The organism is Marinobacter sp. DUT-3 (assembly GCF_050379435.1).
GTDB lineage: Bacteria > Pseudomonadota > Gammaproteobacteria > Pseudomonadales > Oleiphilaceae > Marinobacter.
This window is the reverse complement of record NZ_JBNRMG010000003.1, coordinates 464,622-486,558: the sequence shown is the minus strand read 5'-3', so window position 1 is coordinate 486,558 and position 21,937 is coordinate 464,622. Positions and strand designations below refer to the sequence as shown.

The window sequence follows — 21,937 nt, the reverse complement described above, 5'->3', positions numbered from 1 at the left end:
CTTGTCCTGATGCGGTTTTGCCTGTTGATTCGATTACCTGTTGATCACGGTGTTATCGGAACTGGCGCAGGAAGCGCAGATCGTTCTCGAAAAACATGCGCAGATCATTCACGCCGTAGCGAAGCATGGCCAGGCGCTCTACACCCAGACCAAAGGCAAAGCCACGGTACTCTTCGGCATCAATACCGCAATGTTCAAATACTTTCGGGTGCACCATTCCGCAGCCCATGACTTCCAGCCACTTGATGCTGCCGTCAGCCTCACGCCCCCACTCGATGTCCACTTCCGCAGACGGCTCGGTGAACGGGAAGTAAGACGGCCGAAACCGTACCTCCAGATCGCGCTCAAAGAACACCCTGAGGAACTCTTCCACCGTGCTCTTAAGGTCGGCAAAGCTGACGTCTTTCTCCACCAGCAACCCTTCCACCTGATGGAACATAGGGGTATGGGTCATGTCGGAGTCACAGCGATAGACCCGCCCCGGGCAGATCATCCGGAACGGAGGCTTGCCCGCCTCCATGGTACGGATCTGCACCGGCGAGGTGTGGGTACGCAGCAAAGTGCCCGGATTAAAATAGAAGGTATCGTGCATGGCGCGGGCCGGGTGATGGCCGGGAATATTGAGGGCTTCGAAGTTATGATAGTCATCTTCGATTTCCGGGCCCTGCTCCACGGTATAGCCCGCACGGGAGAAGAACTGCTCGATGCGCTGCAGGGTGCGCGTTACCGGGTGGAGACCGCCCAGATCCTGACCGCGGCCTGGCAGTGTCACGTCAATGGATTCGCTGGCCAGCTTCTGCTCAATCGCGGCGCGCTCCAGGTCCGAGCGGCGGGCGTTGATGGCCTGCTCAACCTGCCCCTTGGCCTCGTTGATTTTCTGGCCGGCGGCGGGGCGCTCTTCTGCGGAAAGCTTGCCCAGCGTTTTCGCCTGCTGGGTGATCACACCCTTCTTGCCAAGGTATTCAACACGAATTTGATCAAGTGCCTGCAAGCTGTCGGCGCTTTCTACCGCAGCCAACCCGTCCTGAACCAGTTGCTCCAGGTTTTCCATTGACCCTGCTCCAAACCAGAAATGGGAGTACTAAAACCAGTATCTATAAACAAAACCAGTACTTATAAACAAAAATAGGGGAAGAGCGCGCCCTTCCCCTATTAGAGGACGCCATCATGAACCCATGAGGACGTCCGGATCGATCAATAATCGATGAAAGAGCTTAAGCGATCACAGGGACGCTTTGGCCTTCTCAACTACGGCAGCAAATGCCTGCTGCTCGTTCATGGCCAGATCGGCCAGAACCTTACGATCGATCTCAACGTTAGCCTTCTTCAGACCAGCGATCAGACGGCTGTATGACAGACCGTTGGCGCGGGCACCCGCGTTGATACGGGCAATCCACAGGGCGCGGAATGCGCGCTTACGGTTACGACGGTCACGGTATGCATACTGACCGGCTTTGATAACCGCCTGTTTGGCTACACGATAAACGCGACTACGCGCTCCGTAATAACCCTTGGCCTGACTGAGAATCTTCTTGTGACGACGACGTGCTACCACGCCACGTTTTACACGAGCCATACTTTAATCCTTCTACCTTTAAACCTTTGCAGGAATGGTTAGCGGCTGAATCAGCACGCTGTCATACGCTTGATGGAAGCCACGTCAGACTTGGCAATCAGCTTGGTACCACGAAGCTGACGCTTACGCTTGGGGCTCTTCTTGGTCAAGATATGACTGGTGAAGGACTGCTTGTGCTTGAAGCCGGTGGCGGTTTTCTTGAACCGCTTGGTAGCTCCGCTTTTGGTTTTCATCTTAGACATTTTTAAAACTCCGCATTCTATTTTTAAATAAAACAAAATGTGCCCCTGAACGACAAATCCCCCGCAGACGCGGGGGATCATCACCCGATCAGGTTCACTTCTTTTTGCGGGGAGCCACAATCATGGTCATCTGCCGGCCTTCCATTTTCGGCCGCATCTCAACCGTTGCAATCTCTTCGATGTCCGTTTCGATCCGACCCATGAGCTTCATACCGATTTCCTGGTGTGCCATCTCACGGCCACGGAAACGAATCGTGATCTTGCCGCGGTCCCCGTTTTCAAGGAAACGTACCAGGTTGCGTAGTTTGACCTGATAATCCCCTTCTTCAGTTCCTGGACGGAACTTAAGCTCTTTGACCTGCGTCTGCTTCTGCTTTTTCTTGGCAGCCGCCTTGGCCTTCTTATCTTCGAAGACCTTCTTGCCGTAATCCATTATCTTACAGACGATCGGATCGGAATCCGTAACCTGTACCAGATCAAGAGTGGCTTCTTCCGCCTGCTTCAAGGCCTCTTCGATCGGAACAATTCCCACCTGGGTGCCTTCGGCATCGATCAGGCGGACTTCAGTTGCGTCAATGTTGTCATTGATCGGCGCCTTTGGTGTGCGCCCACCCCGATTCGCTCGCTGTTTAATAATCAGATCTCCGTTTTGGTTCTGCCCTTGCGTTGAATGTCATCAGCCAGTAGCTGTTCGAACGCTTCAAGCGACATAGTTCCCAGATCTTCGCCTTTGCGGGTTCTCACCGCAACGGCGTTGTTCTCGATTTCTTTGTCACCGACAACAACCAAAAAGGGAACTTTATTAATAGTGTGCTCGCGGATTTTAAAGCCGATCTTCTCGTTTCTCAAGTCAGCATTAACCCTATAGCCCAAAGAATCCCACTTTTTCGCCAGATTCTGACAATAATCACGCTGATTATCGGTGATATTGAGGACCGCGACCTGGGTTGGTGCCAGCCAGGCGGGAAATGCGCCTTCGTATTCCTCGATGAGGATACCAATGAAACGTTCGAACGACCCGAGCACCGCCCGGTGCAGCATTACCGGCGTCTTGCGCTCGGAATTATCTGCCACATACTGGGCGCCAAGGCGGCCCGGCATGGAAAAATCGACCTGAATGGTACCGCATTGCCATACCCGACCGATACAGTCTTTCAGGGAGAATTCAATTTTCGGGCCATAGAATGCACCCTCACCCGGCAACAATTCCCAATCCACGCCTTCGCGGTTCAGTGCTTCTTCCAGGGCCGCTTCCGACTTGTCCCATACCTCATCGGAGCCTACACGCTTCTCCGGACGGGTCGACAGCTTGTAGAGGATCTGGTCAAAACCGAAATCCTTGTACACCTCGTGGAGCAGGTCGATAAAGCGCGACACTTCCTCCTGAATGGCGTCTTCTTCGCAGAAGATGTGGGCATCGTCCTGGGTAAAGCCGCGAACACGCATCAGCCCGTGCAGCGCGCCAGAGGCCTCGTTCCGATGGCAGGAGCCGAATTCAGCGAGGCGCAGCGGCAGGTCCTTGTAACTTTTCAGACCCTGGTTGAACACCTGGATGTGACACGGGCAGTTCATCGGCTTGATGGCAAAGTCGTGCTTTTCGGACTCGGTGGTGAACATGTCATCGTGGAACTTGTCCCAATGACCGGATTTTTCCCACAATGCCCGGGAAACCACCTGGGGCGTCTTGATTTCCTTATAGCCGTGACGGTGCAGGATATCGCGCATGTACTGCTCGATTTCCTGGTACAGGGACCAGCCATCCGGATGCCAGAACACCATACCCGGAGCTTCTTCCTGCATATGGAACAGGTTCAGTTTCTTACCGATCTTCCGATGGTCCCGCTTTTCGGCCTCTTCCAGGCGATGCAGGTAGGCCTTCAGGTCTTTCTTGTTGCCCCAGGCTGTACCGTACACGCGCTGGAGCTGCTCATTGCCGGTATCACCCCGCCAGTAGGCGCCTGCCACCTTGGTCAGCTTGAACGCCTTGAGCTTTCCGGTATTGGGCACGTGGGGCCCACGGCAGAGATCAATAAAGTCACCCTGACGGTAGAAAGACAGGTCTTCATCACCGGGAATGTCCTCGATGATACGCACCTTGTATTCCTCGCCCATCTCGTTAAAGAGTTTCACCGCCTCTTCCCGGGACATCACCGAACGCGACACCGGAATGTCCTGCTTGGCCAACTCTTCCATGCGCTTTTCAATGCGCGCCAGATCTTCGTTGGTAAACGGACGGTCAAACTTGAAATCGTAGTAGAAGCCGTTATCGACCACAGGGCCAATGGTGACCTGGGCTGACGGGAACAACTCCTTGACCGCCATGGCCAGCAGGTGGGCAGTGGAATGACGGATAATATCTACGCCATCTTCATCCCGCTCAGTCACAATGGCGAGATCAGCGTCATCTTCAATCTGGAAACTGGTGTCCACCAATTTGCCATTGACGCGTCCGGCAAGGGCGGCCTTTGCAAGACCTGCGCCGATATCAGCGGCGACGTCGTGTACGGTGACGGCTTCGGCAAAGCTGCGGTGGCTGCCGTCCGGCAGGGTTACTACGGGCATGATTCTCTCCTGTGGGTCTCAGCGGTGATCCGTACCAAAGATCACGTGTAGGCGGCCATCCGCGATACAAACCACGGGCCGCATTCGCAGCGGAGTTTAACAGAAAAAAACCCGGCAGGTTAATGCCGGGTTTTCCTGACAGTCAGAGCAATCAAGCCGTTGCGGCGGCAGCGTCCTCCCTGCTCTTGCGCCGCAGCTGACCAAAGGCCACCAACCCGAGCAGAATCAGGGCGGGGATGAACATGATTTCCCGGGGAGGACGGTCCAGCTCTACCTGAACGGCGTCTATTGTCCAGCCGAACTGGATACCGGCATCCTCCGCCGGACTTCCAAATCCGACGAATTCAACCGCCATACGATCGCCGTCAGCCCGCAATTCCAGACCCGCATTCATCAGCCGCTCTTTTGGCGAATCGCCTTCCGGGATTTCGAGCTTGAGATACGTGGTTACGTCACTGCCATCCAGCGACATGCCCGACGCTTTCAGGATAATGGGGTTATCCGCAGGCACTGTCTCCACATACTCCATGATCTCCACCCCGGGACGATCCTCGCTGGGAGGATAAACCATGTCCCACCAGAAGCCGGGCCGGAACAGGGTGAAAGTAATGAGCAGAAGCAGCAGTGATTCCCACTTGTAGCTCTTGGTAAACCAGAATCCCTGAGTGGCCGCCGAAAACACCAATATCGCCGTCACAGCGCTGGCAATGGTGATCAGCAGATCCAGCCACCCGGTCAGCCCGATCAGCAACAACTGGGTGTTAAAGATAAACATGAACGGCAGGATGGCCGTCCGGATGTCGTAGGTAAAACCCTGGATACCGGTTCGTATGGGATCGGCCCCCGATATGGCGGCAGCCGCGTAGGCTGCCAGCCCCACAGGCGGCGTATCGTCCGCGAGGATGCCAAAGTAGAACACAAACAGGTGAACCGCAATCAGCGGAACAATCAACCCGTTCTGAGCGCCCAGGGTGACGATGACCGGCGCCATCAGGGTAGACACCACAATGTAGTTTGCGGTGGTGGGCAACCCCATCCCCAGAATCAGACTGATGACCGCAGTGAAGATCAGCATCAGCAACAGATTGCCACCGGACAGGAATTCCACGAATTCCGTCATGACCAGACCGATGCCCGTGAGGGTGACGGTGCCAACCACAATGCCTGCGGTTGCAGTCGCAACACCAATACCCACCATATTGCGTGCGCCGGTGGACAACGAATGGGCCAGGTCCAGCACGCCGGTTTTGAAGCTTTCAAGGAGGGCACCCTGCTTGCGGAAAAACGCCCTCAACGGCCGCTGGGTAACCACGATGAAAATCATGAAAACAGTCGCCCAGAACGCGGACAACTGAGGAGAAAAACGCTCTACCGTCAGACACCAGACCAGAACAACCACCGGCAGCAGGTAGTACAAACCGGTTTTGACCGTCGGCCCCATCTCCGGAAGCTCGCCCATGTCGGCGTTCGGATCATCGATTTCCAGTTCCGGGAAACGCGTTGCGTAGGCCACGAGCCCCACGTATACAAGCAGGAGCAACGGCCCCAGAACCCAGACAGCCGCTTCGCCAAGCCAGGTTTTCATCCAGCCAACGCCATAATAGACCGCAAGCGTCAGTGCACTGAGGCCGATCAGGAGAACTACCCAGTTCAACATTCTCTGGGCAAGTGTCGGGCGATTCAGGCGCTCAATACCCTTCATTTTCAGCTTACAGGCTTCCAGGTGAACAATGTAAATCAGCGCGACATAGGAGATCAGCGCTGGCAGGATTGCGTGCTTGATCACCTCAAGATAGGAAATGCCCACATACTCGACCATCAGAAACGCGGCGGCGCCCATGATTGGCGGGGTCAACTGACCATTGGTTGAGGCGGCAACCTCGACCGCACCGGCCTTGGTTGCCGGAAAACCCACACGCTTCATCAGCGGAATTGTGAACGTGCCGGTCGTCACCACGTTGGCGATAGAAGAACCTGAAATCACCCCGCTCAAACCACTGGAGACCACCGCAGCCTTGGCCGGCCCGCCACGCATGTGCCCGAGGCCTGCATAGGCTACTTTGATAAAATAGTTACCGGCCCCCGCCCGCTCTAGCAGGGCGCCAAACAGTACAAAGAGGAAGACGAAACTGGTGGACACACCCAGCGCCACCCCGAACACCCCTTCAGTACCGAGCCACTGGTGCGAGGCAAGCTTATTGAGACTCACGCCCTTATGGGCAATGACATTCGGCATATAAGGGCCGGCGATGGAATAGGCGATGAAAACAGCAGCAACAATCGTCAGCGGCAGTCCCAGGGAGCGGCGCGTGGCTTCCAGCAACAGCACCAGACCGATCATGGAAACCCAGAGGTCCGTGGTCGTCGGAAGCCCGGGGCGACTGGATAGCCCCTCATAGAAAACGTATAGATACGAAGCACAGAAAGCCGCTACCAGGGCCAGAATCCAATCATAGAAAGGCACACTGTGAAGGTTCCGCCCCTTAATCATCGGGAAGGCCGAAAACGCCAGAAAAACGGCAAAGGCCAGATGTATGGAGCGTGCTTCGGTGGAATTGAACAACCCGAAATTGAAGATATACGGCAGTGGTGATGCAATCCAGAGCTGGAACAGCGACCACACCAAAGGAATGACAAAAAGAATGACGGCAGCATTACCGCTGGTTGCCCTACCCCCGGTTTCTGTCTGCAAAATCTGCTCTACATTTCCGCCATCCACACCAGGCCCTTTAGCCGGGTCGCTCGTTGCCATAAAAAATTCCTGTTACGTAAAAGATTGATCCATGAATAGACAACACAGCGGACCCATGGCCCGCTGTGTTGAGATACCGACAGATCAGTCGATCAGGCCGGCTTCCTTGTAGTACTTCTCGGCGCCCGGATGCAGGGGGGCACTGAGAGCGTCGGACACCATTTCTTCCTTGTTCAGGTTTCCAAACGCGGGGTGCAGACGCTTGAAGCTGTCGAAGTTTTCGAACACAGCTTTAACAACCGCATACACCACGTCATTGGGCACGTCTGTGGAAGACACGAACGTCGCCGCGACACCGAAGGTGGTGGCGTCGTCATCGCTGCCGCGATACATGCCACCAGGGATGACGGCTTTACGATAGTATGGGTTGTCGTCGATCAGCTTCTTGGTGGCGTCGTTGTCGACATTCACAATGACACTGTCGCAGGACGTGGTCGCTTCCTTGATGGCACCGGATGGGTGGCCAACGGTGTAGAAGAAAGCGTCGATGTTGCCATCACACAGTGCCTGGGACTGCTCGGCAGCCTTGATTTCCGCTGCCAGGGAGAACTTGTCCTGGGTCCAGCCCATTTCCTTCATCAGCACTTCCGCCGTAGCCCGCTGACCGGAACCGGGGTTACCAATGGAAACGCGCTTGCCTTCCAGGTCCTCAAAGGTCTTGATGCCGGAGCCTTTGCTCGCAACAACGGTGAACGGCTCAGGGTGCAGCGAGAAGACTGCCCGCAGCTTTTCATTCTTGCCGGCGTCTTCAAATTCACTGGTGCCGTTGTAGGCATGGTATTGCCAGTCGGACTGGGCAACCGCCAGATCCAGCTCCCCTTCACGAATGGCGTTCAGGTTGTAAACGGAACCACCGGTACTCTCGACAGAACAACGAATACCGTGTTCCTTCCGGTCCATGTTCACCAGACGGCAGATTGCACCACCGGCCGGATAGTAAACGCCGGTTACCCCGCCAGTGCCAATGGTGACAAACCGCTGTTCCTGCGCGGAAACCGCAGAGGAAGCGGCGCCAAGACTAACGGCGGCAGCAAGGGCGAGAACAGAACTTTTAATTTTTAGCGTCATGGGATCTTCCTTTTTCATCATTATCATATGGAACCCGCATCCGCATGCGGACAAACTTCTGGTTCGTCTTGAAACATAGACCACTTCGGACCATAAATAAAGGTTGCATTAGCTGGCTAACCAGTTGACCGGGAAACAAAAAAGCCCGCTAAGCGGGCTTTTTTGCGGGCTTGGGCGGCGGTTATTTCGTTGACCGCGCCTTGGCCAGCATACGGTCCGGACGCAGCAAGAAGCGCGCCAGTGCCGGAAGCAGCCAGATGGCCCCGACCATGTTCCACAGGAACATGAAGAACAGCAGGAAGCCCATGTCGGCCTGGAATTTGATCGGAGAGAAGATCCAGGTCACCACACCGAGGCCCAGGGTCACGCCGGTAAAGATAACCGCTTTACCCGTTGAGCGCAGGGTCTCGTAATAAGCTTCCTGAAGGGGTTTGCCCTCCAGCAGGTATTTCTCCAGCTTGGTGTAGATATAGATGCCGTAATCGACACCGATACCCACACCCAGCGCGATTACCGGCAGGGTCGCCACCTTGATGCCGATACCGGACACCGCCATGATCGCCTCACACAGGATCGAAGTCAGCCCCAGCGGGATCACGACACACGCCACCGCGCGAATGGAGCGGAACGTCAGGAAACACAACAGACTGACCACGCCGTACACGAAGACCAGCATCATGTTCTTGGCGCTGGAAATCACTTCGTTGGTGGCTGCCTCAACACCGGCATTACCCGCTGCCAGCAGGAAGTTATGCTCCTCGTTGCTGTTGTTCTCGGCGAATTCCTCAACACGCTCAACCACGGTCTGCAGCGTTTCGGCCTTGTGATCCTCCAGGAACACCAGCACCGGCGTCAGGTCGCAGTTGGTGTTGATCAGACCAGCCGGCGCCTCACGAATGGACGCGTTGATAATGGTCTGGTTGCGGGATATTTCATACCACTTCCAGTTACCCTCGTTGAGAGCCTTGGTCACGATCTTGGACACATCCGCCAGCGACGCTGAAGACTGGACGCCCGGCGTATTCTGAAGCTCCCACTGCAGGCTGTCCATGGCGCGCAACACATTGTACTGGGTGCACTGCTCTTCTGGCGTCTTCACCATCACCACCAGAACGTCGGCACTGGTGGAGTAGTTGTCGATGATGTAGGCGTTGTCCTTGTTATAGCGGGAGTCCGCGCGCAGTTCGGGCGCACCCTGGTCGAGGTCGCCTACTTTCAGATCCTGCTTGAAGTACAGCCCAAGGCCCAGACCGATCACCGCGATCAGCAAAGAAATGGGCGCCACGCCAGGATGGGAGAAGTAGGACATGACCCGCCATTTGCGATCCTGCTTTTCGCCGTGATTCTGCACATGCCGGACACCGCCCTTGGTAATACCGATATAGGACATGATCAGAGGATGCAGAACCAGGTTGGTAATAATCACGATTGCCACACCCAGACCGGCAGCCACTGCCAGATCCTTGATCACGTCAATCTGGATGAACAAGAGGGTCAGGAACCCGAAGGCATCCGAAATCAACGCCAGCATGCCCGGGATATAAAGGGCGCGGAAGGCAAGCCGTGCGGCGGTAATCGGGTCAAAGCCCTTGGAGGCTTCAATTGCCATGGCGTTGACCACCTGAACGCCGTGACTGATACCAATCGCAAATACCAGGAAGGGCACCAGCACCGAGTAGGGGTCCAGGCCATAACCGAGAAGCCTGAGAATACCCAGCTGCCAGAATACCGCCACGATGGATGAGAAGACCGGCACCAACGTGCCCGCAATACAACGGGAGTACCAGAACAGCAGCAGCGTTGTCAGCAGAATCGTGATGCCGGCAAAGTAGGCAATGGAGCCAATACCTTCAATCAGGTCGCCGACTTTCTTGGCAAAACCAACAATGTGAATTTCGATATTGGGGTTATTTGCACCGTACTTATCACGGATTTTCTCTTCCAGCTGACGGGAGAAGTTGCCGTAGTCCAGGGGCTCGCCGGTCTCCGGGTTATTCTCGTACAGCGGCGCGTACACAATGGTGGAACGGAAGTTGTCCGAAATCAGGCGGCCAACCTCGTTGGAACGCAGAACGTTCTGGCGCAAGGCTTCCAGGCTGTCCCGGGAGCCGTCATAACCGTCCGGAATCACGGTACCGCCCTGGAAGCCCTGCTCGGTCACTTCCACCCATCGCACGTTGGAAGTCCACAGCGACTTCAACCCTGAGCGGTCCACACCGTTCAGGTAGAACACCTCGTCGGTGATCTGTTTCAGGGTTTCCATGTACTCCTTGGTGAAGATATCGCCTTCCTTCACTTCCACGGCGATCCGCACAAAGTTACCCAGATTCTCCAGATCGTTCCGGTGTTCCAGCATGTTTACAATATAGGGATGTTCAAGCGGGATCATCCGCTCGAAGCTGGCATCCGGCTGAATCTTGATGGCGTTATAGCCCAGAAACAGCGTCAGGAAAAAGAATGCAATCAGGATCATGGCCCGATTGTTGAAGATCAGACGTTCCAGGAACGGCTCCGCCTTCGGTGTCGTCAGGTAATGTTCGCCCTTATCGTGCTTCGGGTTCGACATTCAAAAGCCCCTCTATTATCCGTTCTGTTGTTGCCGCATCAGGGCGTTATTGAAGGTTCTTGCCACGGGCATCGGTGAACTTGACGCCACCCTCGCCTACGATGAGAAGGTTGGTTCCGGAAATCGGAACAACCGCCATGACGCCTTCCCGGTCAGTGCGGAAGTACGGGCGAAAAGATTCGCCGCCGTTGGTGCTCATCAGAACTGCGCCGCCGTTTCCTACCAGGGTGATACGTCCATCGTCCGCAACCACGCCACTGTTCAGAGTGGCGCCGGCCTCATTGGGAATCATCTCCCAGGACTTGCCCAGATCCGTCGAGCGCATCTTGTTGCCTCGCAGTCCGAACGCCAGCATTTCATTGGGCTCACCGGTACCGACAACGCCGAAAAGCGACCCCGAGTAAGGGCTCTCGCGACGTTCCCAGGTGTCTCCACCATCAACGGACACGTGAATATTGCCAGCCTCACCGACCAACACCAGTGCGCCACCGGTTACCTGGGTGATGCTGTTGAGGTGGAAGCTTTGCGGGTTATCAATCTGCGTCGACCAGTCTCGCCAGGTGTCGCCGCCATCGGTGGTGCGAAGAATCATGCCATAGGCGCCGACGACAAAACCGTGGTTCTCATTCTCAAACCACACATCCAGCAACGGATTCACCGGCCCGACGTCGAGATCGGCTTCCAGGTTGCCCAATGTGAAAAACACATCGTCCAGCGCCCATTCAAGATCGCCCTTCTCTTCTTCCGGCGCTTCTTCGATCTGCTGTTCAAGTTCGGCAATCTGTTCCTGTTTGGTTTCAATCGCCAGTTTTGCCGCTTCGACACCGGTCAACTGAAGCTCCCAGGATTCACCAGCATCGCCTGAGTGCAATATCACCCCGCTGTGACCAACGGCCCAGCCATGCTGTTCGGTGCCAAAATCAATTCCTGTCAGGGTGACGGAAACAGGCACTTGCCCCTGCTCCCAGGTCTGCCCTTCGTCATCCGAGTAAATGATATGGCCCCGCTCACCCGTCGCCACGATCCTGTCACCCGCTTTTGTCACATCGTTAAGCAGTGACTTCGGAGCCAGATCGGTTGGCCGTGATGGGGTTTCGATGATATCCGCAAGCGCAAACGCCGAGGGAGCGGACAGTGCCATGGATGCTCCAAGACAAGCCGCACCCAGAGTCTTGCACATCAACCTTGTAGCCATTCAGATTGCCTATTATGTTGTTTTGAACTGTGTCTCTGTTGTGCCGTGTAACGGCCAGTGTCATAAACATACCGGCAACCTTGTGGTTACCGGTATGCAGATTCGCCGATAACTTCGGGCGAAGACGTCATTCCCGAAGCAGTATCAACCTCAGCGCACACTCCGGCGGCGAAGGGACGCCGGAGAGAAATAACGCCTGTTGGGAACATCGTCGGAAAAGGTACGGGTATTCGGCTCTTCCGTATCCAGTCCCAGAACGTGGTAACGCCGGGCCTGCAGATCGTGGTAAACATCCAGTACTGTCCACACGCCCGGAAGCTCATAATAGTTCTTAGGGAGGCCCATAGTGACACGCCAGAGCTCTCCCCGCCCGTCGTACTGATCCACCAGAACGGTGTTCCAGCTGTCTTCATCGATATAGAAACGGCGCTTGGCGTATATGTGGCGCTCACCGTCCTTCAGGTTTGCTTCCACAACATGCACCCGGTGAAGCTCCCAGCGGGTGAGGTCCGGATTGACGTGGGAAACACCAAGGATTTCAGAGTATGGCGTGCCCTTCTCACCGATGCGGTAATTATTGTAGGGAATGTAGATTTCCCGCATGCCTTCGTAGTTCCAGTTATACCGGTCCAATGCACCGTTAAAGATGTCGGTATCATCGGCAGTACGAAGGTTGTCAGCAGCGGCAATGGGGGAATCGTAGCCCAGGTTCGGAGCCCTGCGTACACGGCGTTGGCCGGCGTTATACCCCCAGCCATTGCGCGGATTGATAATCTGATTCAATGTTTCGTGGATCAGGATGGCACCACCGGCAAGACGGGGCGGTGACTGGGTAAAGGAGAGGTAGTAGAAAATCACGTTATCCAGATCTTCTTCACCACCTTCAGGGTTGTAATAATTGAAGAAGGCTTCCTGCTGGGACGTAACGAGGGAATAATCGCCGTCGGTCTGGACTGCCACTTCACTGGAGCGACGGGTGACACTGACGCCCCGCCACCGGGTCAGGTGATTCCAGATCGCCTGCCACGCCTTTTCTTCGTTGTTGCCATGAAGGATAGGGAACGGGTAGCCGCCAAACGCACCGTCAAGCCCCTCACCCTCGCCGACGATCTCCGCGTTCACCGCATTTTCTTTGGTGTTTTCGGCAACCCAGTCCGGCACGGCATGGGTACGCCGGCTCTTGTAGACCGGAATCCGGAAGGTGGTGGGGTAGGCTTCCAGCATAGCCCTGACACCGTCGGTAAGATGGTCGCTGTACTGCCCCATGTTCGATGCGTTGATAGTGAACAGCACGTCGTCATCCGGGAACGGATTGATGTGATGCTGGCCACTGCCTTCATAGCCATCGGGAGGCGTTGTCAGACCGCCATCCCAGGCAGGAATGGTACCCGCCTCATTGCCGGCCTTGATGGAACCGAAGGGTGTCAGGTCCTGCCCGAGCCGTGCGGCTTCACTGGATGACACCGCGGCCGCTGCGGGGGCAGAAGCCACGGATAACGCGAGTACGCTGCCCAGGAAAAAGTTCTTGTTATAGATCATTATGAAACCCTAATACCGTCTGGAGGCCCTTTCGAGAGCCTTTTTTATTGTCGTTTCATGGTTTATCGACTATCCAACAGGTTAGCCGATCGGCCAATATTGTCTATCGACCGAAAGTGCGATTTTGCACCCGCAGCGGCTCCCCTAGCCGACGAGACTCTTGTGAACCACCTCGTACACATCCCGTGACAGCCCTTTCTTGTCCCGGATCTGCTCAAGGGCGACTTTCATCTGATCACCATGGACCGGTGCAAATTTCTTCCACCGGGTCAGCGGCGTCACCAGGCGCGCCGCGATCTGCGGATTGCTGTCATCAAGACGGCAGACCTGCTCCGCCAGGAAGCGATAGCCGGAACCGTCCGCTGCGTGGAATGCCGACAGGTTCTGACCGGCAAAGACGCCGATGACCGAACGCACCTTGTTGGGGTTCTTCCAGTCGAACGCTTCGTGGGTCATCAACTGGCGGATCTGCTCCAGGCTGCCGGTGGCCGGGCTGGATGACTGCACCGAGAACCACTGCTCCACCACCTGAGGATCCGCGGAAAACTGCCGATAGAAGTTCTCCAGCGCCTGCTCCCGCTCCTGCACGAATCCGGAGTTGACCAGAGCCCGCAATGCGCCGAGCCGGTCGGTCATGTTATCCGCCTCGCGGAACTGGTCCATGGCCAGGTCGCGACCCTGCTCATCATCAATGTGAAGGAGCCACGCCAACGCGGTATTGCGCAGACTGCGGCCGGCAATCTCTTCAGGGGACAAGCCATAGGACCCGTCCGCTGCGTGGCGCTGATAGCAGGCCAGCAGATCCTGCCGCAGCTCACCGGCCAGATGCGCGAGCACGCGTTCCCGAGCCTGGTGAATGGCGGGTACATCCGGGCTGTCCGCCAGCTCAATCAGGTAGGCCTCCGAGGGCAACTGCATCATTTTGGCCACCAGCGCCTGATCCAGAGATTCATCCGACAGTAACTGGCGGTATGCGGCAACCAGCCTGGGCTCAATGTCGGCATCACCCTCTGCATCAACCAGCGACTGGATCACATCCACGGCCAGTCTCTGGCCGGCATCCCAGCGGTTGAACCCGTCGGTGTCGTGGCTCATCAGAAACAGCAGCTGCTCGCGCGTCCACGGATACGCCACCCGCACTGGCGCGGAGAAGTGTCTCAGTAGCGACGGCACCGGGCGCTCACTGACACCGGGGAATTCGAACGTGTGGCTGGCATCGGTCAACTCCAGCACCCGCTCTGACGGGGAATCGCCGTTCTCACCGGCCAGGGTCAGGGGCATATCCTGACCGTTGCTATCGAGCAGGCCCAGAGCAAAGGGAATGTGCTGGGGCTGCTTGCCCTGCTGCCCGGGTGTATCCGGAATGCTCTGCTTGATGGTGAGGCTGTACGTGCCGGCCGCGTCATCATAATGATCACTGACATTCAGCACTGGCGTCCCCGCCTGTACATACCAGAGCCGGAACTGGGAAAGATCTCGACCGCTGGCATCTTCCATTGCGGAAACAAAATCATCGGTGGTGACCGCCTGGCCATCGTGCCTCTCGAAATACAGGTCACTGCCTTTACGGAACAGCTCCGGCCCCAGCAGGGTATGGATCATCCGTACCACTTCTTCCCCTTTTTCGTAGATCGTCAGGGTGTAGAAGTTGGAAATCTCCATGTACGAGGCCGGGCGCACCGGATGCGCCATGGGGCCGCCATCCTCGGCAAATTGCGCCGTTCTCAGCAGGGTGACGTCCTCGATACGCTTGACCGTGGGCGAGCCCATGTCGGAGGAAAACTGCGCATCCCGGAAGACCGTGAAGCCTTCCTTCAGGCTCAGCTGGAACCAGTCGCGGCAAGTGACGCGGTTACCGGACCAGTTATGGAAGTACTCATGGGCGACAATCGCTTCGATGCGCTGGAACGCCAGGTCCGTAGCGGTGTCCTGACTGGCAAGCACGCAGGAGGAATTGAAGATGTTCAGCCCCTTGTTCTCCATTGCCCCCATGTTGAAGTCATCCACGGCAACAATCATGAAGATATCAAGATCGTATTCCCGGCCGTAGACTTCTTCATCCCAGCGCATGGAGCGTTTGAGGGAATCCATCGCGTGCTCGCATTTCTCCGAGTTGCGCGGCTCCACATACATCCGCAGGTCGATGTCGCGGCCCGACACAGTGGTGAAGGTATCCCGCTTTTCCACCAGGTCTCCAGCCACCAGCGCGAACAGGTAACAGGGTTTCGGGAACGGGTCTTCCCAGGTGACAAAGTGCCGGCCGTCAGCCAGGTCGCCCCGCTCCACATCGTTACCGTTGGACAACAGGATCGGATAGGCGGCCTTGTCCGCCTCGATCCGGGTACGGAAACGCGCCATCACGTCCGGCCGGTCCGGGAAAAAGGTGATGCAACGGAAGCCCTCCGCCTCACACTGGGTGCAAAACATCCCCGATGACTTGTACAGCCCCTCAAGACGGGTGTTGTTCTGGGGTTCAATCCAGGTGACCACCTTAAGCTCGAAGGCATCGGGCACGTTTGTGACTACCAGGGTGTCGCCGAGGTCCTCGTATTGCCCCTCATCCAGGGTAGCGCCATCCAGCGCCACGGACTCCAGCTTCAGGCTGTCACCGTCCAGCTCAAGGGCGCCATGATTGTCACCCGACTCTGGATTCCGGCGCATGGACAGCACGCTGTGCACGCGGGCGCCATCTTCAAACAACTCGAAACGGAGGTCGACGTGGTCCACCAGGAAGGCCGGTACACGGTAATCTTTCAGGTAAATGGTTTGTGGCTGGCTGGTACGCATTCGCTGTCTCCAGAAATTCGTTGCGGTCGATACGGACTACGCCTACCGACACGGATGTATCACTCGAGCGGACTCAGGGCCTGGGAAATACCCGGAAGCGGACGTCATAACCGGTGTATTTACGAATATTGATCACCCCGGTGTCGAGCATCAGGTACTGTCCCTTGATGCCCTGGAGTGTGCCTTCCGCCGAAGGCTCCTTGTCCAGATTATGGGTTTTGATTTTCTGCGGCCAGACCTGGACCGGATAACTGAGATCCAGACTCGGCTCATCCACTGCCTGCAAGGCATCTGCCCCATGGGCCGCTTTCAGCTGCTCCAGATCGTCGGCAATCAACGCCAACATCCGGTCGCGCTCGGCAACCAGGTCCATCTCGGGCACATCCCCTTTGAGCATGGCACGCCAATTGGTGCGATCGGCAACGTGCTGCTTGCAAGCCACTTCGACAAATCCGGCCAGTTGTCGGGTGGCGACCCGCATCATTGGAATCGCATCCACCGCGCCCTGGTCAATCCACCGGGTCGGCACCTGGGAAGCCCGGGTAATCCCCACTTTCAGTCCGGAGGAGTTTGCCAGATACACGACATGCTCAACCATGCAGTGTGTCTCACCCCATTCCGGCTCCCGGCAGGTGCCTTCGTGGTAATGGCACTTTTCCGGGCTCATGATGCAGGTATCACAGGCAGCCAGTTTGCGGAAACACGGGTAGCAATACCCCTGGCTGAAACTCTTTTTGGTGGTGCGGTTACAGTGTATACAACGAATGACACCGTCATAATCAATCTGTACCGGGTAACCGATCATTTCATTGAGCGGAACCCGGGTATCCCCGACCTGAATCACATAATCGACCGGCTGCCCCGCCTCCACTGGCATCTTTCGCAGCCGGCCACTCACATCCACCAATGCACTCAAGACTTGACCTCAACAAACTGCGACGAATCCACATCGCCAGAACCGGACGCCTGCTTTACCGATGGGTCACAGGCCGTTCCCGCCTTGCTTCCGCGATCCAGAAATCCGACTCGTTCGGTCTCGGGAATGCTGTGCAGGTTCTCGTAGTATATAACCGCTTCCAGGCAGATTTCGCGCTGCTCTGGCGTTAACTTACGGCCATCCGGCCATTTGCCCAGCTCAATGGAGCGTCGCAGGTTCTGGTAAACCGTTGGGTCCAGTCGCTCAATCAGCTCTTCGTATGTCATGGTCTTCTCCTGCAAAACGCTTCTGCTAAAAAAATAGTTGCAACGGGTTGACAGACGCAAATGATAATGATTATTATTAACTCACCAAATGACGAAGGTCGTATTCATTTGGTCTCTCTCATCAGGAGCTATAAGCTCTTTTAATGCCCCGCCTTTTGGCGGGGCTTTTTTATGTCCTTGCCACCCTCACCGGCAGCACGACCGCCAATGCCAACCCGGCAATAAAGCCGCCAAGGTGGGCCTCGTTAGCCATACGCCCCAGCCCCAGCATTTCCGGTAACGGTGTAAAACCGATCACCATCCATACCACGGCGAACGTTACCAGAGCCGGCGGGAACTGGAACCTCGGCACACGTCGCTGGCTAAGCCAGCAATACCCCAGAATGCCGTAAACCACGCCGGACAAACCGCCAAATAAAGGCCCGGACACGAAATACTGCAAACCATTGGATACCAGGCTGGTAAAAATGAACAGACTCACCAGTCTGGCTTTACCATCAAACCACTCAATCTGGCTGCCCAGGAACCAGAGCATGACCGAGTTGAAAATAATATGGGTCCAGCTGAAATGCAGGAAATCCGGCGAAATCAGCCGCCAGACCTGGCCACTGGCAAGGGTCTCCCGCAAGGCGTACACCCTTGATGACACGGTGTTCCAATCAAAGCTTTGGGGATCAATCACCATCAACAGTGTGGAAATCTGGTTACGGCCCATCCCGGTGATCCAGGCAGCCAGCACGGCAAGTACGATAATGCCCAACACCAGCGGCGCATGACGGGGAGACGGCTGCCAGCGCCCCCCGCGGTATACCTGAGAGTCACTGGCGGAATTCACTGCATTCCGCACCTCGGGCTCTTCCAGGAAGCGATCCAGAGCCCGCAGAACAGGCTCGGTGTGATCCGCGTTTTCCAGCCACAGTACCTGAAAACCACCTTCCTCGGTGATGCGGTGCGCCACCCCCTGCTCACGCAGCCAGCGGCTGAACCCCGCCAGGTCGACACTGACATCCATCTGCTTAACGCGATACACGAATTACCTCGCCACACTGTCTTCGCTGGTCGGATAGTCCGGTTGCTCCGGCCGGTCCACGTCCACCCAGACAAACTTGTCTTTCGACAGTGTACGCTCTCCATCCATGCGATAGGCCACCAGTTTGCCGTACTTAACGGCGCTGTAATCAATGCAGGCCACGTTCGCCTTCAACGGCGCGGGGCTGCTATCCATCCAGTAATGCCCGACAAAAACCGGCGGTTCACTCAACGGGTAGGAAATCAACTGACGGCGCTCCCCATCGGACAACGGCATACGGGCTACCTCCGGCGGCAGCGGGTCCGGCTGGAACACCACGTCGGCGTAGGTTTGCGGATTCTCCGCCCAGAACTTGGTGCGGAAGAATTCCCGCACGTAGCCATCCTTGCCGGTGATCTTCACGCCCTCGGGCAACCGCAGATCGGTCCCCCTCAGCAAAGTATCCATCACCTGCCCGGCAAAGGACTCAATGGCGGAAGACGCGTGCAGAAAATCTTCATCAATGCAGGCGCCACCCTGGGCATGCTTGAACTTGTTAATCAGATCACCATCCCAGCAGGCATGAACCACCCGGAACCCTTCCTCTTCAATGAACAGGGGAATGGTATAAAACCATTCGAGGAATTCGTTCCACTCATGGGGGTAAGGCTCAAACTGTTGCAGGGTTTCCTGGATCAGCCGGTCATGGCGGGCGTTATGCTCTCGCAGCCATTTTTTCCCGCTGCCCGGCCGCGCCCGGGTGCAATAACCCAGGGCATTGTACTCATGGTTTCCCATCACGATTCGGGCTGAACCGTGCTCGACCATATCCCGCACCAGGTGCAACGCTTCACGGATACGGGGGCCCCGATCAATGATGTCGCCGATGAATATGGCCTGCCGGCGAGGGTGCTGGTAGACGCCGTTGACTTTCCGATACCCCATCTGATCCAGCAGTCGGGTCAATGTGTGGGCACACCCGTGAATATCGCCAATGATATCGTAACCACGACTCGCGGTTTGTATTTGTCCTGACATGCTCAACTCGCTGCAATCTCACTGGCCCAGCCCAGCTTACCGCGGCATGTGGCGTAAAAATTGTGATCCGTAGGATGAATAAGACGGATCTTGAAGGGTTTTTTGGTGATTCGGATGATGTCTCCGGGGGCACAGGCAATGTTCATCTGGCCATCGAAACTGATCTGGGGATAGGTCTCATTGGTTTCACCGATAACCAGTTTGATCTCGCTCTTGCCATCCACCACGATGGGCCGGCTACTCAGGGTATGGGGGAACATGGGCACCAGCACGATGGCGTCCAGCTTGGGATGCATGATAGGCCCGCCGGCGGATAATGAATACGCGGTCGACCCCGTCGGAGTGGCCACAATAAGGCCATCCGAACGCTGGCTATATACGAAATGTCCGTCAATAAACAGGTCAAACCCGATCATTCGGGTGGACTTGCCGGGATGCAGCACCACGTCATTCAGTGCGGTCCCGAACCCCAGTGGCTGGCCATTGCGTTCCACATTACCATCCAGCAGGAAGCGGGTTTCCTCGATGTATTCGCCCTGCAGCACCTTTCCCAGACGCTCTTCAAGGTCAGAGGGAGAAATATCGGTGAGGAACCCCAGGCGGCCACGATTGACCCCAAGCAAAGGGATCTTTGATTTGGCCAGCTCCCGCGCAGCTCCGAGAAGGCTGCCATCGCCACCCACCACGATCACCAGGTCACAGATCTCACCCAGCAGCTTTTTGCTGGCCACTTGCAGACCGTGGCCAGGCAGCATGCTGGCCGTGTCTTCCTCGATGATGACGTGGTAGTGATTATTGACCAGGTACTGCTTGAGCTGGCGCAGGGATTCCACCACCTTGACGCTGCCCATACGGCCAATCACGCCGATATTCCTGAATTGATCCATGTAGCTTCCTGTGGTGTCGGGAATGGAGCCGGGCCGGTTTCAGGACGGGACCCGGTGACGATCTTGAGACAGTTTAACGAAAGTCACACCGATACTGAAAAAAGAGTCGCCCCGGGATACAAAATCGGCTCACGCCGTAACCGGCTCCCGGTGTTTCTCACAACGGTCGTCCGTCCCCGCACGAAAGTCCGCAGGCTGGCTCACACGCATGACCGGCTCGCCACAGGCCTTGCCGTCATCCCCCTGATGCAGGCACACCGGGTTTTCGTAATGTTCGAGCCACTCCCGATAAGCGGGCTCGTTGAGACCACACCGTTCTGCGGCGTAGGCCACCGGGTTGTTGAAATAGGTCTCAATGTCATCGTAAGGAAGGGTAAGGTGCCCAACACCGGCGTGGTAGGCCACCAGGAAGACCGACTGGCGTTGCAGGTGCTCCATCACGGAGTTTTCCGGCGGTTCGCGGTGCCGCAGTTCATAGTTCTCCTGCTCAAGAGCCACGAGCTTGTCATCCCGCAGTTCCAGTTCCCGCTGCTTGCGCTCGAGCTGTTCGCGGAGCAACACCATCTCGGCGTCGGAGTTGGCGTCCTTGCGAACGTCCTGCTCCGCCCCCTGGGTTATCTGCTCCTGCATGGTGAGGTACTGTTCGTTTCTCTCCGCCAGCCGTTTTTTGAGCTGTTCGTTGCTCAGGCGCTGGCGCTCATACTTCTGCTCCAACGCCGACATCTCGCTGCGTAGCGCCTGCATTTCCAGGCGATGCTCACGCTGAATATCCGACAACGAATCCCGGTGAACACTCTGGAGGGTCTTGATGCGCAGACGCTGTTCCCGGATCAACTGGGCCAGCCGTGCACGATCACCGGAGCCGGACGATGATTCCCCCGCATTCGATTCCGCCGCAAGCACCGGAATGTTTTCTTCCTGGGCAGGTTCAATCTTGCGAAACTTGAGGGAGTTGGCTTCCACCGCCTTGCGAATGGATTGGAAGTGGTTGCTACCCGGCGTCATGTCCGGGTCCCAGAGTTCCTCTGCGAACGACGGATCCGGGCACTGACTACGACACACCAGGCGAATGGGCCCGGCGCCCATATCGGGCCCCTTGGCGCCCTCCAGAGCAAGCTTTTCGATAGGAACATTCCAGTGGCTATCCGCGCGCCCTTCCTCATCAAAATAGATGCGGAAAAACACCAGCGACTGAACCTGTAGGTCCCCGGCGAGATCCACCAGGACTGCCTTTACATCGGTTTCCGCAAGATCGGACAGCCCGACATACCCATCAAGGAAGGCGCCGAATTCGGTCGCGCGCATTTGCCGCGACACATTGCTGCCGTCCATGAAAAACACCGCCGAATAACCATCGCTTGCCTGGTCGGCAGACACCATTGTTGACTCCCCGCTATTCCGAAACCTGACATCAACACGCCCAACACCCCGTAGGTGTTCCATTGTTGTTGAAGTCGGCGCCCTCGCCCCGGGCACTTGGGCCCGGGGCGAAATTTCAAACTGACAGACTTCC

At 56.6% G+C, this 21,937-nt stretch carries 17 protein-coding genes; all 17 read right to left on the bottom strand.

What is annotated here, in order from left to right:
• Positions 1 to 52: 52 nt before the first annotated feature.
• A complete protein-coding gene (pheS, locus tag ACQUWM_RS07615) occupies positions 53 to 1,051 on the bottom strand; it encodes a phenylalanine--tRNA ligase subunit alpha (RefSeq protein ID WP_297796664.1) in 999 nt (332 codons plus the stop codon).
• Between the two features lie 171 nt (positions 1,052 to 1,222).
• Positions 1,223 to 1,576, bottom strand: a complete 354-nt coding sequence (gene rplT, locus ACQUWM_RS07610; protein WP_012138471.1) for a 50S ribosomal protein L20 — start codon at positions 1,574 to 1,576, stop codon at positions 1,223 to 1,225.
• A gap of 50 nt (positions 1,577 to 1,626) precedes the next feature.
• Positions 1,627 to 1,818 (bottom strand): 50S ribosomal protein L35, encoded by a 192-nt coding sequence (rpmI, locus tag ACQUWM_RS07605; RefSeq protein ID WP_250090481.1) that lies wholly within the window; start codon positions 1,816 to 1,818, stop codon positions 1,627 to 1,629.
• 94 nt (positions 1,819 to 1,912) lie between these two features.
• Entirely contained in the window at positions 1,913 to 2,458 is a 546-nt protein-coding gene (gene infC, locus ACQUWM_RS07600; RefSeq protein ID WP_406988020.1) for a translation initiation factor IF-3, read from the bottom strand.
• Positions 2,455 to 4,380, bottom strand: coding sequence for a threonine--tRNA ligase (gene thrS, locus ACQUWM_RS07595; protein ID WP_407002279.1), 1,926 nt, complete (start codon positions 4,378 to 4,380; stop codon positions 2,455 to 2,457). The genes infC and thrS overlap by 4 nt, the downstream gene beginning before the upstream one ends.
• 151 nt (positions 4,381 to 4,531) lie before the next feature.
• Positions 4,532 to 7,132 (bottom strand): TRAP transporter permease, encoded by a 2,601-nt coding sequence (locus tag ACQUWM_RS07590; RefSeq protein WP_428921726.1) that lies wholly within the window; start codon positions 7,130 to 7,132, stop codon positions 4,532 to 4,534.
• 84 nt (positions 7,133 to 7,216) lie between these two features.
• The gene (locus ACQUWM_RS07585) at positions 7,217 to 8,200 is read right to left on the bottom strand and encodes a TAXI family TRAP transporter solute-binding subunit (protein WP_428921725.1); all 984 of its coding nucleotides are present in this window, start codon (positions 8,198 to 8,200) and stop codon (positions 7,217 to 7,219) included.
• Between the two features lie 181 nt (positions 8,201 to 8,381).
• On the bottom strand, positions 8,382 to 10,766 hold the full coding sequence (locus ACQUWM_RS07580; protein WP_428921724.1) for an efflux RND transporter permease subunit: 2,385 nt from the start codon (positions 10,764 to 10,766) through the stop codon (positions 8,382 to 8,384).
• 46 nt (positions 10,767 to 10,812) lie between these two features.
• Complete coding sequence (locus tag ACQUWM_RS07575; protein WP_428921723.1) at positions 10,813 to 11,907, bottom strand: YCF48-related protein; 1,095 nt, start codon at positions 11,905 to 11,907, stop codon at positions 10,813 to 10,815.
• A gap of 204 nt (positions 11,908 to 12,111) precedes the next feature.
• Positions 12,112 to 13,500: a DUF1329 domain-containing protein gene (locus ACQUWM_RS07570; RefSeq protein WP_428921722.1), complete on the bottom strand. Its 1,389-nt coding sequence runs from the start codon at positions 13,498 to 13,500 to the stop codon at positions 12,112 to 12,114.
• A 144-nt stretch (positions 13,501 to 13,644) separates the two neighbouring features.
• On the bottom strand, positions 13,645 to 16,287 hold the full coding sequence (gene pepN, locus ACQUWM_RS07565) for an aminopeptidase N (RefSeq protein ID WP_428921721.1): 2,643 nt from the start codon (positions 16,285 to 16,287) through the stop codon (positions 13,645 to 13,647).
• Between the two features lie 73 nt (positions 16,288 to 16,360).
• Positions 16,361 to 17,203 (bottom strand): DUF2797 domain-containing protein, encoded by an 843-nt coding sequence (locus tag ACQUWM_RS07560; protein ID WP_407002271.1) that lies wholly within the window; start codon positions 17,201 to 17,203, stop codon positions 16,361 to 16,363.
• On the bottom strand, positions 17,200 to 17,490 hold the full coding sequence (locus ACQUWM_RS07555; protein ID WP_407002270.1) for a YeaC family protein: 291 nt from the start codon (positions 17,488 to 17,490) through the stop codon (positions 17,200 to 17,202). The genes ACQUWM_RS07560 and ACQUWM_RS07555 overlap by 4 nt, the downstream gene beginning before the upstream one ends.
• A gap of 169 nt (positions 17,491 to 17,659) precedes the next feature.
• Positions 17,660 to 18,520: a rhomboid family intramembrane serine protease gene (locus ACQUWM_RS07550; protein WP_428921720.1), complete on the bottom strand. Its 861-nt coding sequence runs from the start codon at positions 18,518 to 18,520 to the stop codon at positions 17,660 to 17,662.
• A 3-nt stretch (positions 18,521 to 18,523) separates the two neighbouring features.
• On the bottom strand, positions 18,524 to 19,537 hold the full coding sequence (locus ACQUWM_RS07545) for a metallophosphoesterase (protein ID WP_407002268.1): 1,014 nt from the start codon (positions 19,535 to 19,537) through the stop codon (positions 18,524 to 18,526).
• A gap of 2 nt (positions 19,538 to 19,539) precedes the next feature.
• Positions 19,540 to 20,424 (bottom strand): NAD(+) kinase, encoded by an 885-nt coding sequence (locus tag ACQUWM_RS07540; RefSeq protein ID WP_127331485.1) that lies wholly within the window; start codon positions 20,422 to 20,424, stop codon positions 19,540 to 19,542.
• A gap of 129 nt (positions 20,425 to 20,553) precedes the next feature.
• Entirely contained in the window at positions 20,554 to 21,804 is a 1,251-nt protein-coding gene (locus tag ACQUWM_RS07535; RefSeq protein ID WP_407002267.1) for a DNA repair protein, read from the bottom strand.
• Between the last annotated feature and the right edge of the window lie 133 nt (positions 21,805 to 21,937).

What these genes read in the sequence shown, in the direction of transcription:
- ACQUWM_RS07545 (WP_407002268.1), bottom strand. Translation starts at nt 19,537, where the DNA reads ATGTCAGGACAAATACAAACCGCGAGTCGTGGTTACGATATCATTGGC.
- rplT (WP_012138471.1), bottom strand. Translation starts at nt 1,576, where the DNA reads ATGGCTCGTGTAAAACGTGGCGTGGTAGCACGTCGTCGTCACAAGAAG.
- pepN (WP_428921721.1), bottom strand. Translation starts at nt 16,287, where the DNA reads ATGCGTACCAGCCAGCCACAAACCATTTACCTGAAAGATTACCGTGTA.
- thrS (WP_407002279.1), bottom strand. Translation starts at nt 4,380, where the DNA reads ATGCCCGTAGTAACCCTGCCGGACGGCAGCCACCGCAGCTTTGCCGAA.
- ACQUWM_RS07575 (WP_428921723.1), bottom strand. Translation starts at nt 11,907, where the DNA reads ATGGCACTGTCCGCTCCCTCGGCGTTTGCGCTTGCGGATATCATCGAA.
- ACQUWM_RS07540 (WP_127331485.1), bottom strand. Translation starts at nt 20,424, where the DNA reads ATGGATCAATTCAGGAATATCGGCGTGATTGGCCGTATGGGCAGCGTC.
- ACQUWM_RS07555 (WP_407002270.1), bottom strand. Translation starts at nt 17,490, where the DNA reads ATGACATACGAAGAGCTGATTGAGCGACTGGACCCAACGGTTTACCAG.
- ACQUWM_RS07580 (WP_428921724.1), bottom strand. Translation starts at nt 10,766, where the DNA reads ATGTCGAACCCGAAGCACGATAAGGGCGAACATTACCTGACGACACCG.
- pheS (WP_297796664.1), bottom strand. Translation starts at nt 1,051, where the DNA reads ATGGAAAACCTGGAGCAACTGGTTCAGGACGGGTTGGCTGCGGTAGAA.
- ACQUWM_RS07585 (WP_428921725.1), bottom strand. Translation starts at nt 8,200, where the DNA reads ATGACGCTAAAAATTAAAAGTTCTGTTCTCGCCCTTGCTGCCGCCGTT.
- rpmI (WP_250090481.1), bottom strand. Translation starts at nt 1,818, where the DNA reads ATGTCTAAGATGAAAACCAAAAGCGGAGCTACCAAGCGGTTCAAGAAA.
- ACQUWM_RS07570 (WP_428921722.1), bottom strand. Translation starts at nt 13,500, where the DNA reads ATGATCTATAACAAGAACTTTTTCCTGGGCAGCGTACTCGCGTTATCC.
- ACQUWM_RS07535 (WP_407002267.1), bottom strand. Translation starts at nt 21,804, where the DNA reads ATGGTGTCTGCCGACCAGGCAAGCGATGGTTATTCGGCGGTGTTTTTC.
- ACQUWM_RS07590 (WP_428921726.1), bottom strand. Translation starts at nt 7,132, where the DNA reads ATGGCAACGAGCGACCCGGCTAAAGGGCCTGGTGTGGATGGCGGAAAT.